Genomic DNA, 15002 nt, shown 5'->3' with positions numbered 1-15002 from the left:
GATGACCGTTCACGAACTCTCGGAACCGACGACCGAGGTGGTCCCGCAACCGGATTCGTCCGAAGCGCCGCCACGGCCCAGGAAGGGACGCAGCAAGGCAGCGATGCTCCTGGTCCTGCCCACCATGATCCTGCTGGGCATCGTCGTCCTGTACCCGGTGGTCAGCGCGATGGTGATGTCGCTGTTCAAGGACCCGACCATCGACCCCGCCACCGGCAAATTCGTCGACCAGGGCTTCGCGGGGCTGTCGAACTACACGCACTGGCTGTTCCAGCGATGCACCGACACGACCGGGGCATCCGTGTCGTGCCCCGGCGGCACACTGGGATCGCTGTTCTGGCAGTCGATGTGGGTCACCGTGTTCTTCACCGTCGTCACCGTCACCATCGAGGTCGCGCTGGGACTCTGGTTCGCCACCATCATGAACCGGGCGTTCCGCGGCCGGGCACTGCTGCGCACCAGCATCCTCGTCGCGTGGGCCATCCCGACCGCCGTCACCGCGAAACTGTGGTACTTCGTCTTCGCCTACGACGGCATCGCCAACAAACTGCTCGGCACGGACATCCTGTGGACGGGTGACACCTGGCCCGCCCGGTTCGCCGTCGTGATCGCCGACGCCTGGAAGACCACCCCGTTCGTGGCGTTGCTGATCCTCGCCGGACTGCAGATGGTGCCCGCCGAGGTATACGAGGCGGCACGGATGGACGGCGCCGGCGCGTGGCAGCGGTTCCGTTCGATCACATTGCCCCTCATCAAGCCGGCCATTCTGGTGGCGGTCCTCTTCCGCGTCCTCGACGTCCTGCGGATCTACGACCTCCCGGCGATCCTCACCCGCGGCGGTGGCGGCGACGGCACCGCCACCACCACACTGTCGATCCTCGTGATCGACCAGATGCGCCAGGGATTCAACAGCGCGTCCGCCCTCTCCACGATCACGTTCCTGTTCATCTTCGCCGTCGCCTACGTGCTCGTGAAGGTAATGGGCGTCAACGTGATCGACACCCAAGAGCAGCAGCGAAAGGCCTGACCCATGTCCACAGCAGTCGTCACGCCGGGAACAACCCGGCCCACGGTGACACGCAGGCGCCGGGGACCGTCGCTCGCGTCGATCCGCACGTACGCGGGCCTCGCGGTGATCGTCGTCTGGGGTCTGGCCCCCGTCTACTGGATGGTGGTCACAGCCTTCCGGGACTCCGACTACACGTTCGACACCACGCCGTGGCCCACCCACGTCACGCTGGACAACTTCGCGAACGTGTTCTCCACGGACGCGGGCAACCACTTCGCCCGGGCACTCGTCAACAGCACGATCATCGGCGCCGTCACCACCGCGATCGGACTGATCGTCGGGGTCGGCACCGCGTACGCGCTGGCACGGTTGCAGTTCCGGGGCAAACACGCGGTCCTCGGGATCATCCTGGCCGCGTCGATGTTCCCGGGTGTCGCCGTCCTGACACCGCTGTTCCAGCTGTTCACGTCGATGGGCTGGTTCGGCACGTACCAGGCGCTGATCGTCCCGAACATCTCGTTCGTGCTGCCCCTCACCATCTACACCCTCACCGCGTTCTTCAAGGAACTGCCCTGGGAACTCGAGGAGGCCGCCCGGATCGACGGGGCCAGCAGACGGCAGGCCTTCCGAATGGTGCTGCTGCCCTTGGCCGCACCGGGACTGTTCACCACCGCGATCCTCGCCTTCATCGCGTCGTGGAACGAGTACCTGATCTCGAGTCAGCTGTCCAACGACATCACCCAGCCGGCCACCGTCGCCATCGCACAATTCGCGGGAAGCAAACCGCACGAAGAGCCGTTCACGTCCGTGATGGCCGCGGGAACGGTCGTGACCATCCCGCTCGTCATCATCGTGCTGCTCCTGCAGCGCCGCATCGTGTCGGGCCTCACCGCGGGTGGCGTGAAGTAGGGCGGCTCCGCCGCCCGTGAGTACTTATTAACCGCCGGGGGTTAATAAGTACTCACAGGTTCACCGTTCGGGGGACGCGCGCGCCGTTGCCCGGCGAGAATGGCCGTCATGGCTACTGGCAACGAGTCGTCGACGGTCGCGGGATCCGGTCTCGTCCTGACCGTGCTGGCGTCCGGCCAGTTCCTCATGACATTGGACAGTTCCGTCATGAACGTGTCCATGGCCACGGTCGCCTCGGACCTGGGCACCACGATCACCGGCATCCAGACGGCCATCACGCTGTACACACTCGTGATGGCGACGCTCATGATCACCGGCGGCAAGGTCGGCACGATCATCGGTCGCCGGCGCGCGTTCGGCCTCGGCCTGGTCATCTACGGCGCCGGCTCGCTGACGACGTCGCTGGCACCGAACCTTCCGGTGTTGCTGATCGGCTGGTCGCTGCTCGAGGGCATCGGCGCCGCGCTGATCATGCCCGCAATCGTCGCCCTCGTCGCGTCGAACTTCGCCGCCGAGCGGCGTCCCGCAGCGTACGGACTGGTGGCCGCGGCCGGTGCGATGGCGGTCGCGGCCGGCCCCCTCATCGGCGGTGCGGTCACGACGTTCGCGTCGTGGCGGTACGTGTTCGCCGGCGAGGTGGTGATCGTCGTCGGCATCCTACTGGTGCTGCGCCGCATCAGCGACGTTCCCCCATCGAAGGTGCACCTCGACCTGGCCGGATCGGCGCTGTCGGTGGTGAGCCTCGGCATGGTGGTGTTCGGTGTGCTGCGGTCGAGCGAATGGGGCTGGCTGCAGCCCAAGCCCGGCGGACCCGACGTCCTCGGGTTGTCGCCCGTCGTGTGGCTGGTCCTGGTCGGCCTGCTCGTGCTCTACGGGTTCCTACGGTGGGAATCCCATCTCGCCGCCACCGGCGGCGAACCCCTGATCGACCCCGGGCTGCTGCGCAACCGGCAACTGTCCGGTGGGCTCACCATGTTCTTCGCCCAGTTCACCATTCAGGCCGGTGTCTTCTTCACCGTCCCCCTGTTTCTGTCCGTCGTCCTCGAACTCAACGCGCTGCAGACCGGGCTCCGGCTCATCCCGCTGTCCGTCGCTCTGCTGCTGGCCGCCGCCGGAATCCCCAAACTGTGGCCCGCGGCCAGCCCGCGCACGGTGGTCCGGTTCGGTCTGACCTCGATGATCGTCGGCATCCTCGTCCTCGTGGCAGGCATGGATCCCGGGGCCAATGCCGGTGTCGTGGCCGTTCCGATGCTGCTGATGGGGCTCGGGCTGGGCGCGCTGGCCTCCCAACTCGGCGCCGTCACGGTCTCGGCCGTCCCCGACTCGCAGAGCGCCGAGGTCGGCGGCCTGCAGAACACGGCCACCAACCTCGGTGCGTCGCTGGGCACGGCGTTGATCGGATCGGTGCTCATCGCGACCCTCAGCACCTCCATCGTCGCGGGAATCCAGGCCGACCCCGACGTTCCGCCGTCGGTGCAGGAGCAGGCCACCACCGAACTGGCGAGCGGTGTCCCGTTCCTCTCCGACACCCAACTGGAGGCGGCCATGAAGGAGGCGTCCGTTCCGGATTCCACCGCCCAGGAGATTCTCGCGATCAATTCCGACGCGCGACTCGAGGCGCTTCAGGTCGCGTACGCCGTCACCGCGCTGCTCGCCATCGCCGCGCTGTTCTTCACCGGGCGGATTCCCAGCACCCCCGTGGGAACCCCCGACCGGACGAGCACACCCGACCCCGAGGATCGTCGCAGTTCGTAGGACTTTGCCGGGCCGCGTTCCGGTGGCAGCATTCTTCCCGTGACCTTCGCCCATCGTTTGCGTCCCCGTCTCGTCGAAGAGCGAGCGTCGGTGTCGCCGCTCGAGCTGTTCTTCGACCTCGTCTTCGTCTTCGCGCTCACCCGTGTCACCGACCTGATGGCCGACGACCCCACCGGCGTCAATCTGCTGCGCGGCGCCCTGGTGATGGCCGTGCTGTGGTGGAGCTGGGTGGGGTACGCGTGGCTGTGCAACCTCGTGCGCGCCGACGAGGGCATCGTGCGGGTCGTGATGTTCGGGGCGATGGGCGCCATGTTCGTCACCGCGTTGACCATCCCCGAGGCCTTCGACGACCTCCCGGGCGGACTCGACGGTCCCGTCATCTTCGCCCTCGGCTATTTCGTCGTCCGGCTCCTGCACCTGGTGATGTTCTGGGTGGTCAGCCGCGAGGACCCGCAACTGCGCGGCCAGGTGCTCCGGTTCGCACCCAGCATGGTGACCGGCACCGTGTTCCTGCTCGTCGCGTCGCAACTCACCGGCACCGCGCAGACCGTCATGTGGATTCTGGCGCTCGCCGGGGACTACCTCGGGACACTGGTCGGCGGAAACGACTGGCGGCTGCGGTCGGTCAGCCACTTCGCCGAGCGGCACGGGCTCATCATCATCGTCGCGCTGGGCGAGTCGATCGTGTCGATCGGCATCGGTGTCGCGAGCCTGCCGATCTCGTGGGCGATCATCGTCGCGTCCCTGCTGGGGCTCGCGGTGTCGGGACTGCTGTGGTGGTCGTACTTCGACGTCACATCCCTGGCGGTGGAGCACGCGTTCGAGGAGGCAACCGGTGCGCGTCAGATCAAGATCGCCCGCAACTGCTACAGCTTCATCCACCTGCCGATGGTGATCGGGATCGTGATGCTGTCGCTGGGTCTGAAGAAGATCCTGTCGTACGTCGGCGACGGCAACAATCACCGATTGGTGGATCCGCTGCACGGCTGGCCGCTGGTGGCACTGTTCGGTGGCGCGGCGCTGTACCTCCTCGCGCTGGTCGCCTTCAAGGCGTACGCGACGAGGTCGGTGACCGTGCCGCGCGTCGTGACGGCGGTCGTGCTGATCGCACTGCTCCCCGTCGTCTGGCACATCCCCGCGCTCGCCACGCTCGGCGTGCTGACCGCGGTCCTGCTCGCGATGATCGGATACGAGATGGTTCGCTACGACCAGCCGCGGGACGAGATCCGGCACGGCCACCCGTGAGTACTTGTTAACGTCCGGCGGTTAACAAGTACTCACGGGCCCGAAGGGCAGTCCTGCACGGCGGCGGTACCGAATCACCTCTGAGGCTCGAGACGATCGAGCCGGAGGGATTGATCACGATGACCGACCACTCGCGCGGCCCACGGCTCCGCAGCCCACTGCGCGGACCGTGGCTGACCTCGGTATTCGGCCTCGTACTGCTGATCGGGCTGCCCGTCGTCATCGTCACGGGGCTGCTCTCCTACATCGCGTACGGGCCGCAATTCGGGCAGGCTCGACCCGGCGACGTCGGCTGGTTGCACCTTCCGTATTTCGCGTGGCCCACCCGGCCGTCGTGGTTGTACCGGCTCACGCAGGGTCTGCACGTCGGGCTCGGACTGATCCTGGTGCCGATCGTGCTCGCCAAACTGTGGTCGGTGATCCCGAAACTGTTCGTGTTCCCACCGGTGCGGTCGCCGGCGCAGGCGCTCGAACGACTGTCGCTGATCGCCCTTGTCGGTGGTGCGCTGTTCGAGATCATCACCGGCGTCCTGAACATCCAGTACGACTACATCTTCGGTTTCGACTTCTACACGGCGCACTATTGGGGCGCGTGGGTCTTCATCGCCGGGTTCGTGACGCACACGATCCTGAAGGTGCCGTTGATGGTGCGGTCGCTGCGGTCCCGGTCGTTCCGGGAAGTGCTGCGCACGTCCCGCGCCGACACGCGGCCCGAGCCGGTGGACGAGAACGGCCTCGTCGCCGCGGACCCCACCCCGGCCACGATCAGCAGGCGCGGCGCACTCGCCCTGGTCGGCGGCGGCGCCGCACTCGTCGCGGTGCTGTCGGTCGGACAGACCACCGGCGGTTTCCTGCGCAACGCCGCGCTGCTGCTGCCGCGTGGTCGCTCGTACGGGGACGGCCCCAACGACTTTCAGATCAACCGGACCGCGGTGGCCGCGCAGATCACCCCGGATCAGACGGACGACACCTGGCGGCTGTCGGTGACGGGTGGCGCGGAACCCGTGCAGCTGAGCCGAAGTCAGCTGCGTGCGATGCCGTCGCACACCGCGTCGCTCCCGATCGCGTGCGTCGAGGGGTGGTCCACCGTCGAGACTTGGACCGGCGTGCGACTGCGTGACCTCGCCGACGCCGCGGGGGTGACGGTGTTCGGCTCGGCGAAGGTGACGTCGCTGGAGCGGTCCGGGGCGTTCAATCAGGCGGTGCTCACGGCCGATCAGGTGCGCGACTCCGACGCCCTGCTCGCCCTCGAGGTGAACGGCGCGGAAATCTCCCTCGACCACGGCTATCCCGCGCGGATCATCGTTCCCGCCCTGCCCGGTGTCCACAACACCAAATGGGTGCAGTCCATCGAATTCCGGGAGGCGTGAGATGCGCCGATTCGCCCGCGTCTACGGAGCCGACCCGCTGCATCTGCTGGCCGTGCTGTTCACGTTCGCACTCGCCGGGTACGCGGTGTCGGTGGTGGGTTTGCACAATTTGTGGAATCCGGACGTGTGGTGGAAGTCGATCGCCGTGTGGTTCCTCGGTGCGGTGATCGCCCACGACCTCGTGCTGTTCCCGCTGTACGCACTCGCCGACCGGTCGCTGACGTCGGGGCTGGACGCGGTGCGGGGACGGAGATCTCTGCAGCCCCGGACGGTTCCGGCGCTGAACTACATTCGCGTACCGGCGCTCGCGTCCGGGCTGACCCTGCTGCTGTTCCTGCCGGGGATCATCGAGCAGGGCGGCGACGCATATCTTGCGGCGACGGGGTTGACGCAGGAACCGTATCTCGACCGCTGGCTGCTACTCAGTGCCGCGTTCTTCGCGGTGGCCGCTCTCGCCTACGCCACCCGACTCGCGCTGTCCCGCAAGGACGGCGACGCCGTGAGTCGGCCATGAGGAAGACCGGGATGTCCACGAACCTCCTGCTGCGGCGGGCGTCGGCGGGGCTCCCGTGCTGGGTGCGTGATGCGACGGGAACGCGCCGTGCCCTGCCGCTCGACCGGTGGATGGGCGGCGCGTCGGCCTCGCTCGCCGATCGGATCGCCGACCGGGTGATGCTCGCCGGGTGTCACGGCCCGACCGTCGATCTCGGGTGCGGGCCCGGCAGGCTCACTGCGGCGCTCGTGTCCGCCGGTGTCACGGCGCTGGGCGTCGATTCATCCGTCACGGCAGTACAGCTCACGATCCGCCGCGGCGGTGTCGCGTTGCATCGGGACATCTTCGCGCCGCTGCCGCGGTCGGGGAACTGGGACCGGGTGCTGCTCGCCGACGGCAACATCGGCATCGGCGGGGAACCCGTTCGCGTGCTCAATCGCGCGCGAGAACTGTTGCAACCACATGGAATTGTGATCGCCGAGGTGGATCCACCGACCACGGCGGGGGTTCGCCGCGAACTCCTGCGCTGGGAGACGGAGCATCTCGCCGGAGACTGGTTCGCCTGGGCCAGTGTGGGCGTGGCCGCCGCGTCCGAGGTCGCACGCGCGGCGGGGCTTCGGGTGATCGATGTTCTGCAGCATGCGAATCGGCACTTCGTGCGGATGGAATGGGCGTAAGAGCTCCCATCCGCCGGGGAAGCCGCGTCGAATACCTAGTGAACATCCACCCACCACCCCTTCCTCCGGAAAGGTTGTTTGATCATGATGTCGAACTATCGAAAAGCACTCGTAGCAGCGGCCATCGGAGCCCTGGCACTGACCCCGCTCGCGGCGTGCTCGAGCAATGATTCGAGTGCATCCTCAGATATGAGCGCAGTAGCATCCTCCCAGCCGGCACCCGTCGCCCAGGTCGACAACCTGACCGGGGTGAGTACCGCCGTCGCACTCGATCCCGGCTTCACCGGGGCGCTGACGACGCTCGGCCTCACACCCGGAGTGGTGGGCTCGGCAACGCTCGCCGACGGCTCGGTCAGCTTCCCGATCACCGGCGGCAACGTGAAGTACTGGGAGCCGGGCACGGTCGACCCCTACGTGCAGGGCGAGATCATGCACGACGGCAGCGGATTGTCGCTGGCGGCACCGGGCACCGTCGTCGAACTCACCGATTTCGCGATCGATCCGGGCACGTCGCTCCTCACCGGCGACGTGAGCGTCAACGGTTCACCCGCGGCGACCGACGCGGTGTTGTTCGATCTCAACGGCCGTACGCTGAAGCCGCTGCAGACCGGACCGAACGACACGGCGATCCTGCAGGGCACCGAGGTCAAGGTCTCGGCGGATGCTGCCGGCCTGCTGAACGAGACGTTCAAGACCGACGCCGTCACGCCGGGCCTGCTGGTCGGGATCGCAACCATCACGATCGCGACCAAGTGACCGTAGGCCCTCTCACGGCAACCCGGATGCGCCGGCCGTCACCAGTTGGTGAACAGCAGATGGTTGACGGCCAGCGCACCGGCGGCCTGCACCGCGAGCCAGAACCGATGGCTTCCGCGCGGCAGGAGTGCGGGGGCGGCGAGAAGCCACCATTCGAACGGCAACCAGATCCGCTCGGTCTCGGCCTTGCTCAGCGCGCTCAGGTCGGCGATCACCACTGCGAGGACCGCGGCGAGCACCAGGAGAGGGACCGGCGACAGCGTCCGAACCCGCGACCAGGCGAACGTCCGGGGCAACGCGGCGGGTACCGCCAACCCGACCGCGCAGATCAGCGACGCGACGTTGGCCCAGCCCCAGTAGGCGAAGGGGCGGTCCGACGCGATGCCCTGGTAGTACCGTTCCTGCACCAACTGGTAGCCGTCGAACCACCAGAATCCGCACAGCGTGAACACGGCGGCCACCGCGAGCGCGCCGACCAGTGCGAACGCCAGCGGCCGGGCCGTGCGCGCGATCACCAGGACGGCGACCGCGGGTATCGCCATCAGCGTGAGCCCGTAGCTGAGGTAGACGCCGAATCCGAGCAGCACTCCCGCGGCCACGGCGACGAGCGCGGGGACCGGGACGGCACGGGTCGCCGACATCGCCAGCAGGGCGATTCCCCACGCGACCACGCCGGCGAACAGCGCGTCCGCCGACACCGCCACCCAGATCGCGGCGGGTGCGAGCACCAGGAACGGGGCCGCGCGGCGGGCCGTCGCCTCGTCGCCGAGCGCCCGGACGGCGACGATCACGGCGGCGCCGGCACTCGACCCGACCGCGACGCACAGCGCGGACGCCCACGCACCGCCGTCGAGTCCGATCCGGTCGAGCCAGACGAACGTCAGCAGCGCACCGGGCGGGTGCCCGGACACATGGGTGGTCCACGAGTCGGGCTGCAGGTCCAGGATCCGGTCGGCGAAACCCCGCAGCGTCGCCGGGATGTCCGTGACACCGGGGACCTCGTGCAGGTACTCGTCGGTGGAGGTCAGGCGGTCGACGAATCCGCGCCGCCAGCCGTCGACCAGTGCCAGCGCCATCGCCCACAGGGCGGACCCGAGCCACACCCCGACAGTGAGGCGCCGCCACGACAGCGTCTGCGCCAGCCCGGGGCCCCACACGACGACCGCCACCGCGATGACGACGGCGACCGGGCTGCCCCACCCGAAGTGCACGTCGCGGAACCCGAACAGCGGCGCGGCGTCCGCGAAATCCCGCACACTCTTCGCGGTGCGGTTGACGATGGGGGTGATCGTCTCGTTTCCGAAGTACGGAACGACGAACGCGACCACCACGAGGATCAGGGCGAGCCCGGCGCCGACGAAGTCGCGGTAGAGGAAATTCCGCTCGCCGGTGCGCTGTGGGGATCCGATGACGTCATCTCCTTCGACGAAAGTCGCACTCGCGCCCAGCATAACGACGGAGGATGGAGCGTATGACCGCAACGAGTTCACCCGACCCGGTCCGCGCGGACGTCGCCGTGATCGGAGGGAGCGGCTTCTACTCGTTCTTCGACGAGGGAGCCACCGAGATCACGATCGACACGCCGTACGGCAGCCCCAGCGCTCCGATCACGGTCGGCGACGTGGAGGGCAGGACGGTGGCGTTCCTCCCCCGCCACGGCGTCCGGCACGAGTTCGCTCCCCACACCATCCCGTACCGCGCGAACCTGTGGGCGCTGCGCACGCTGGGCGTGCAGCGGGTGTTCGCACCCTGCGCCGCCGGCAGCCTCACCCCGGACCTCGTAACGGGTTCGATGGTCGTGCCGGACCAACTGGTCGATCGCACCAGCGGCCGCGCGCAGACGTACTTCGACGGCGGCGGCGTCCACGTCCAGTTCGCCGACCCGTACTGCGCCGACCTGCGCAAGGCCGCCGCGCGGCCGGGCACCGTCGAGGGCGGTGTGCTGGTGGTGGTCGAGGGACCGCGGTTCTCGACCCGGGCCGAGAGCCTGTGGTTCGCCCGGCAGGGCTGGACCCTCGTCAACATGACGGGTCATCCCGAGGCGGTCCTCGCCCGAGAGCTCGAGATGTGCTACGCCACCATCGCTTTGGTCACCGATCTCGATGCGGGAATCGAGGCCGGCGACGGGGTGCGTGCCGTGGACGTGTTCGCCGAGTTCCAGCGCAACCTCGGGTCATTGAAGACGCTCGTGCGGTCCGCGATCGCCGCCGCCCCCGAGGGTCCGTGCGACGCCTGCCGGGTCCACGAGGGCGTGACCCTGCCGATCGAGTTGCCGTGACCGGAACCCGCGTACTGCTCACGGGCGCCGCCGGATTCATCGGCGGCCACGTCCGCACCGCGCTGGCCGAGGCCGGCCACGACGTCGTCGCCGTCGACGCGCTGCTTCCGTCCGCGCACGGGAACTGCGCCGAACCCCCGGACGGTGTGCGGCATGCCGACGTGCGCGACCTACCTGCCCTGACCGAATTGCTCAGGGGTGTGGACGTGGTGTGCCATCAGGCCGCCGTCGTCGGCGCCGGAGTGAATGTGAGCGACGCCCCGGCCTACGCCAGCCACAACGACCTCGGCACGGCGACACTGCTCGCCGCGATGCACGAGTCGGGTTGCCGCCGGCTGATACTCGCATCGTCGATGGTCGTCTACGGGGCGGGCCGGTACCGCAACGGTCGGGGCGAGTTCGTGGAACCGTCCGCCCGGCGGGCCGAGGACCTGGCGGCAGGGAACTTCGACGAGACGGACCCCGGCACGGGCGAACTCCTGGAGTGGGCACTCGTGGAGGAGAATTCGCCGCTGCGGCCGCGAAGTCTCTACGCCGCGAGCAAGGTGGCCCAGGAGAACTACGCTCTCGCCTGGGCGCTGGCCACCGGCGGATCCGTGACGGCGCTGCGCTACCACAACGTGTACGGCGACCGCATGCCGCGCAACACGCCGTACTCGGGAGTGGCGGCGATGTTCCGGTCCGCCCTCGAGGCCGGCGAACCACCGAGCGTGTTCGAAGACGGCAGGCAGACACGGGATTTCGTGCACGTTCACGACGTCGCGGCGGCGAACGTGGCCGCGGCCGAGGCCGCACTGCCGGGATTCACAGCCTTCAACGTCTGCTCCGGACAACCGGTGACGATCGGCGAGGTGGCGGCGACGCTCGCCCGGTCCTACGGCGGGCCCGAACCCGTCGTCACCGGTGAGTACCGTCCCGGCGACGTCCGGCACATCGTCGCCGACCCCCGACGAGCCAGGGAGCGGCTGGGGTTTCGGGCGAAGATCCTGCCCGCCGAGGGGATTGCGGCGTTCGCACACGCACCCCTGCGGGACGCGGCGCCGGCGGGACCTCCCCGTGTCTGAGCGTGCGCCGATCTCCGCGCGGGACGTCACCGTCGTGATCCCGTGCATGAACGAGGCCGGTTCCCTGCCCGGCGTGCTCGCCGCGGTACCCCGCGATTACCGGACGGTGGTGGTGGACAATAATTCCACCGACGACACCGCCGCGGTCGCGGTGGCACACGGAGCGTCGGTGGTGCGGGAGCCCGTCCCGGGGTACGGTTCCGCTGTGCAAGCCGGGGTGCTGGCGGCGCAGACCCGGGTGGTCTGCGTGCTGGACGGCGACGGCTCGATGGACCCCGGTGAACTCCCCCGGCTGGTCGCCGCCCTGAACTCGGGTGCCGACCTCGCGGTGGGCCGGCGACGGGGAAAGTGGCTGCTGCACAGCAGGATCGGCAACGCCGTCCTCGCCGCCCGGCTCCGGCGCCGGTACGGGCTGCCGATCCACGACCTCGGGGCGATGCGAGCCGTACGCAGGCAGGACCTTCTCGATCTGGGTGTCGACGACCGCAGGTCCGGCTACCCGCTGCAGCTTCTCGTGCTCGCGGGCCGCGCCCACTGGCGGGTCGTGGAGCAGGACATCACGTATCGCCCGCGCACCGCGGGCACGTCGAAGGTGTCGGGTTCACTGAAGGGCACCGTCGTTGCCGTCCACGACTTCTGGAAGGTGATCGGGTGACCCTCGACGTCGCCGTACTCGTGGCCGCGAAGGCGCCGGTGCCCGGCTTCGCGAAGACCCGGCTCGCAAGGGACGTCGGCGACGCCCGGGCGGCAGCCCTCGCCGCCGCCTCACTGCTGGACACGCTCGACGCAGTCGCCGGTGCCGGGGTGGCGCAGCGGGTGGTGGCGATGACCGGTGACCTCGGCCGCGCGGTCCGGGGCGGCGACATCGCCGCGACGCTGAGCAGATTCACCGTGGTGCCGCAGCGGGGTGAGAGTTTCGCGGAGCGGTTGGTGAACGCCCACGCCGACACGTTCGGCCGTTTCGGGCTGCCGATTCTCCAGATCGGAATGGACACACCGCAGGTGACGGCGGGACTGCTCGCCGAATCCGCGGACCTTCTCACCGCGCGGCAGGGCCGATGCGCCCTCGGGCTCGCGGAGGACGGCGGATGGTGGATCCTCGGTGTGCCCGATGCGGTTTCGGCGCGGGCGATACTCCCGGTTCCCACATCGAGTCCGGACACCGGGCGCCTCACCCGGGCCGCGCTGCTCGCCGCCGGCGCCGAGGTGCTGTCGCTGCCGACGCTCCGGGACGTCGATTACGCGGCCGACGTCGCCCCGGTCGCCGCGCTGTGCCCGGATTCCAGCCGCTTCCGCCGTGAGTACTTGTTAACGTCCGGCGGTTAACAAGTACTCACGGGCGGCGAAGCCGCCGCCCGTGAGTACCATCGGAGTAGATGCCGGAAAGAGTTACACGCCATCCGTCCACCGTGGCCGATTGGAGCAACGACCGCCGCAAGGCGCGACTGCACGCGACACGGCTCGGTCACCGGTGGCAGAAATTCGGCCGCACCAGGCGCTTCCTCGCGGCCGTCGCGCTCGGGACCGTTCCCCTGCTGCTCGCCGGCGGCCAGTACTGGGTTCACGACGTCCAGCCCGAACGCCAGCGGCTCGCACTGACCCAGCCGCAGATCCACGAGGTGTACGACGCGCAGTCGCCCGCCGACCACGACACCGCCGTCGTCGACCTCGTCGGCCTCGGCAACAAGGACGCCACCGACACGGCCAGGACGCTGTCCTCGTACGACGGCATCGGGCGGGTCTGGGCGGTCCAGTACGACAACGGCGGCATCGACACCAAGGTGATCAGCGAACTGATCGCCGCCCGCGCCGCCGAGGAGGGGATCGACAACGTCGTCCTGTCCGGGCACAGCATGGGCGGCGTCGTCGCGCTGGAGGTGGCGCAGCACATCTACGAGGACACCGACGCCAATCTCATCGGCGTCGTGCTCGACTGCACCCCGGTGGACCTGCACGCCGTCCGGGCCGGGAGCCGGGACAGCGGCGAGGACATGCTGCGGTGGATCGGCTGGCTCCCCGGCGCGCGGGAAAGCCGGACGATGCGCGTGCTGGTGGAGACCGCGGCCCGGCAGAGCAGATTCCTCGACACGAAGTCGGACTGGTATCCGTACGTCGACGTCGACGAATTCCGCGACGTCCTCGACGAGGTCCTCACCGAGAAGGTCCTGTCGGAGGACGTGGCGAGCAACGGGCTGATCGAATCGCAGTTCAAGACCATCGTCGCGTCCGGTGCCATCGACAACCTGAAGTCGCTGGCGGTGGAGTCGGACGACAAACCGCGACCGGGGATCGTCTTCGTGCGTCCCCGCGCGGGCTGGATGGACGGTGTGGTCGACGTCGACTACACGCAGAAGATTCTCGTCGAGCAGTCCGGCGGGACCGACGGCGCACTGCTGGTGGCGAAGCTCGACGGCACCGGCCACGCGAACCCGAATCAGCAACCGGTCGCGTACAACGAGGCGATCGTCGAGCGCATCCTGCCGTTCCTCCGCACCACGCTCGACGAGGTGTCGGTCACCAGCGACGCGGCGGGCGGACGGCGGTGACGTCCCGGCCGGGCGTCGTCGCCGTGCGGGACTCCCACGCCCGCGCCAGGAGGATCGCCAGTCCCAGGTACGCCCATCCCGCCAGCACGTCGACGACGTAGTGCTCGCCGCCGTAAACCAGCACGAACGCCATGGCGACCGGGTACGCGACCAGCAGCGCGCGCAACCACAGATTCCTCGCGAACGGCCACAACGCGACCGCGACCAGCAGCGCGAACGCCGCGTGCAGCGACGGCAGCGCGGCGACCGGATTGCTCTGCGCCTCCAGCCACCGCGTGCTGACGTCCGTGGGGACGACACCGAATCCGAAACCCGCGACACGGCCCACGCTGCCGGAGATCAAGTCTCCCTCGGCGGCCAGCCACGGCGGGACCGACGGCAGCAGAATGTACGTGACGAGGCCGAGATACGACAGCAGCAGCACCCGCCGCATGTACCCCGACCACACGTCTCGCGAGTATGCGTAGAAGACGCCCGCGACCACCCACGGCACGATGAAGTGGCTGGTGTAGACGATTCCGGTGAGCAGCGTCCACCACGGCAGCGCACCCGTCGGTGGCAGCAGATGCTGCTGCAACCAGACCGTGGGGACGGTGCCGCCGAAGAGCCAGCGCTCCACGGACACCAGTTCCTGCGCCCGCACCGGCATCCCGAGGTGGTGGGCGACACCCCGGCTGAGGTCGTAGACGACGAGAGCGGCGATGAGTGGCAACCAATCCCACACGACACGCACATGGTCCCGCCACGGCCGGTCGATCGTGAACGCGATCAGTCCCACGACGATCCACGTCGCCTGGTAGATGCGGTCGGTGGGCAGCCCCAGCGTGAAGATCGTGACCGCCAGCGCGAGCAGGTACGCGACCCATACTGCTCGGCGACAACCCGTGAGCACTTGTCAAC

15 protein-coding genes are annotated in these 15002 nt (G+C 68.8%); 13 read left to right on the top strand and 2 right to left on the bottom strand.

Features of this window, described 5'->3' with window-relative positions:
- Position 1 precedes the first annotated feature (1 nt).
- The 8 genes from MLGJGCBP_RS14255 (at position 2) to MLGJGCBP_RS14220 (ending at position 8214) form a co-directional block, all read left to right on the top strand.
- Positions 2-1027 carry a carbohydrate ABC transporter permease gene (locus MLGJGCBP_RS14255; protein WP_201453058.1) on the top strand — a complete coding sequence of 342 codons (1026 nt, stop codon included), beginning with the start codon at positions 2-4 and terminating at the stop codon, positions 1025-1027.
- 3 nt (positions 1028-1030) lie between these two features.
- Positions 1031-1918, top strand: coding sequence for a carbohydrate ABC transporter permease (locus MLGJGCBP_RS14250; protein WP_160096338.1), 888 nt, complete (start codon positions 1031-1033; stop codon positions 1916-1918).
- A gap of 108 nt (positions 1919-2026) precedes the next feature.
- On the top strand, positions 2027-3673 hold the full coding sequence (locus MLGJGCBP_RS14245) for an MFS transporter (protein WP_442972099.1): 1647 nt from the start codon (positions 2027-2029) through the stop codon (positions 3671-3673).
- A 39-nt stretch (positions 3674-3712) separates the two neighbouring features.
- The gene (locus tag MLGJGCBP_RS14240) at positions 3713-4918 is read left to right on the top strand and encodes a low temperature requirement protein A (RefSeq protein ID WP_160096334.1); all 1206 of its coding nucleotides are present in this window, start codon (positions 3713-3715) and stop codon (positions 4916-4918) included.
- A 119-nt stretch (positions 4919-5037) separates the two neighbouring features.
- On the top strand, positions 5038-6288 hold the full coding sequence (locus MLGJGCBP_RS14235) for a molybdopterin-dependent oxidoreductase (protein WP_160096332.1): 1251 nt from the start codon (positions 5038-5040) through the stop codon (positions 6286-6288).
- 1 nt (position 6289) lies between these two features.
- Positions 6290-6802, top strand: coding sequence for a hypothetical protein (locus MLGJGCBP_RS14230; RefSeq protein ID WP_160096330.1), 513 nt, complete (start codon positions 6290-6292; stop codon positions 6800-6802).
- Positions 6803-6813: 11 nt separating this feature from the next.
- Positions 6814-7458 (top strand): class I SAM-dependent methyltransferase, encoded by a 645-nt coding sequence (locus MLGJGCBP_RS14225; RefSeq protein ID WP_236581081.1) that lies wholly within the window; start codon positions 6814-6816, stop codon positions 7456-7458.
- Positions 7459-7545: 87 nt separating this feature from the next.
- Positions 7546-8214: a hypothetical protein gene (locus MLGJGCBP_RS14220; RefSeq protein WP_087557301.1), complete on the top strand. Its 669-nt coding sequence runs from the start codon at positions 7546-7548 to the stop codon at positions 8212-8214.
- Between the two features lie 38 nt (positions 8215-8252).
- Here MLGJGCBP_RS14220 and MLGJGCBP_RS14215 read toward each other — a convergent pair whose 3' ends face one another.
- Positions 8253-9665 carry a hypothetical protein gene (locus tag MLGJGCBP_RS14215; RefSeq protein ID WP_160096328.1) on the bottom strand — a complete coding sequence of 471 codons (1413 nt, stop codon included), beginning with the start codon at positions 9663-9665 and terminating at the stop codon, positions 8253-8255.
- Between the two features lie 20 nt (positions 9666-9685).
- Here MLGJGCBP_RS14215 and MLGJGCBP_RS14210 point away from each other — a divergent pair, with 20 nt between their 5' ends.
- The 5 genes from MLGJGCBP_RS14210 to MLGJGCBP_RS14190 are packed head-to-tail and all read left to right on the top strand — an operon-like array spanning position 9686 to position 14102.
- Positions 9686-10492 (top strand): S-methyl-5'-thioadenosine phosphorylase, encoded by an 807-nt coding sequence (locus tag MLGJGCBP_RS14210; RefSeq protein ID WP_160096326.1) that lies wholly within the window; start codon positions 9686-9688, stop codon positions 10490-10492.
- Entirely contained in the window at positions 10489-11556 is a 1068-nt protein-coding gene (locus MLGJGCBP_RS14205; protein WP_160096324.1) for an NAD-dependent epimerase/dehydratase family protein, read from the top strand. The genes MLGJGCBP_RS14210 and MLGJGCBP_RS14205 overlap by 4 nt, the downstream gene beginning before the upstream one ends.
- Positions 11549-12211: a glycosyltransferase family 2 protein gene (locus tag MLGJGCBP_RS14200; protein WP_442972098.1), complete on the top strand. Its 663-nt coding sequence runs from the start codon at positions 11549-11551 to the stop codon at positions 12209-12211. The genes MLGJGCBP_RS14205 and MLGJGCBP_RS14200 overlap by 8 nt, the downstream gene beginning before the upstream one ends.
- Positions 12208-12882 carry a TIGR04282 family arsenosugar biosynthesis glycosyltransferase gene (locus tag MLGJGCBP_RS14195; RefSeq protein WP_160096322.1) on the top strand — a complete coding sequence of 225 codons (675 nt, stop codon included), beginning with the start codon at positions 12208-12210 and terminating at the stop codon, positions 12880-12882. Before MLGJGCBP_RS14200 ends, MLGJGCBP_RS14195 begins: the two co-directional genes overlap by 4 nt.
- 50 nt (positions 12883-12932) lie before the next feature.
- Complete coding sequence (locus tag MLGJGCBP_RS14190) at positions 12933-14102, top strand: alpha/beta fold hydrolase (RefSeq protein WP_160096320.1); 1170 nt, start codon at positions 12933-12935, stop codon at positions 14100-14102.
- Here MLGJGCBP_RS14190 and MLGJGCBP_RS14185 read toward each other — a convergent pair.
- On the bottom strand, positions 14071-14994 hold the full coding sequence (locus MLGJGCBP_RS14185) for a phosphatase PAP2 family protein (protein ID WP_160096318.1): 924 nt from the start codon (positions 14992-14994) through the stop codon (positions 14071-14073). The genes MLGJGCBP_RS14190 and MLGJGCBP_RS14185 overlap by 32 nt on opposite strands.
- Positions 14995-15002: the final 8 nt, after the last annotated feature.

This window comes from Rhodococcus sp. T7 (assembly GCF_009872365.1).
Lineage (GTDB): Bacteria > Actinomycetota > Actinomycetes > Mycobacteriales > Mycobacteriaceae > Rhodococcus_F.
The sequence above is the reverse complement of the archived record's forward strand: the minus strand, read 5'-3'. Positions and strand labels throughout refer to the sequence as shown.

Excerpts from the sequence above, each read along its gene's own strand:
- MLGJGCBP_RS14190 (WP_160096320.1), top strand. The coding sequence starts at position 12,933 with ATGCCGGAAAGAGTTACACGCCATCCGTCCACCGTGGCCGATTGGAGC.
- MLGJGCBP_RS14210 (WP_160096326.1), top strand. The coding sequence starts at position 9,686 with ATGACCGCAACGAGTTCACCCGACCCGGTCCGCGCGGACGTCGCCGTG.
- MLGJGCBP_RS14215 (WP_160096328.1), bottom strand. The coding sequence starts at position 9,665 with ATGCTGGGCGCGAGTGCGACTTTCGTCGAAGGAGATGACGTCATCGGA.
- MLGJGCBP_RS14230 (WP_160096330.1), top strand. The coding sequence starts at position 6,290 with ATGCGCCGATTCGCCCGCGTCTACGGAGCCGACCCGCTGCATCTGCTG.
- MLGJGCBP_RS14250 (WP_160096338.1), top strand. The coding sequence starts at position 1,031 with ATGTCCACAGCAGTCGTCACGCCGGGAACAACCCGGCCCACGGTGACA.
- MLGJGCBP_RS14225 (WP_236581081.1), top strand. The coding sequence starts at position 6,814 with ATGTCCACGAACCTCCTGCTGCGGCGGGCGTCGGCGGGGCTCCCGTGC.
- MLGJGCBP_RS14235 (WP_160096332.1), top strand. The coding sequence starts at position 5,038 with ATGACCGACCACTCGCGCGGCCCACGGCTCCGCAGCCCACTGCGCGGA.
- MLGJGCBP_RS14255 (WP_201453058.1), top strand. The coding sequence starts at position 2 with ATGACCGTTCACGAACTCTCGGAACCGACGACCGAGGTGGTCCCGCAA.
- MLGJGCBP_RS14220 (WP_087557301.1), top strand. The coding sequence starts at position 7,546 with ATGTCGAACTATCGAAAAGCACTCGTAGCAGCGGCCATCGGAGCCCTG.
- MLGJGCBP_RS14245 (WP_442972099.1), top strand. The coding sequence starts at position 2,027 with ATGGCTACTGGCAACGAGTCGTCGACGGTCGCGGGATCCGGTCTCGTC.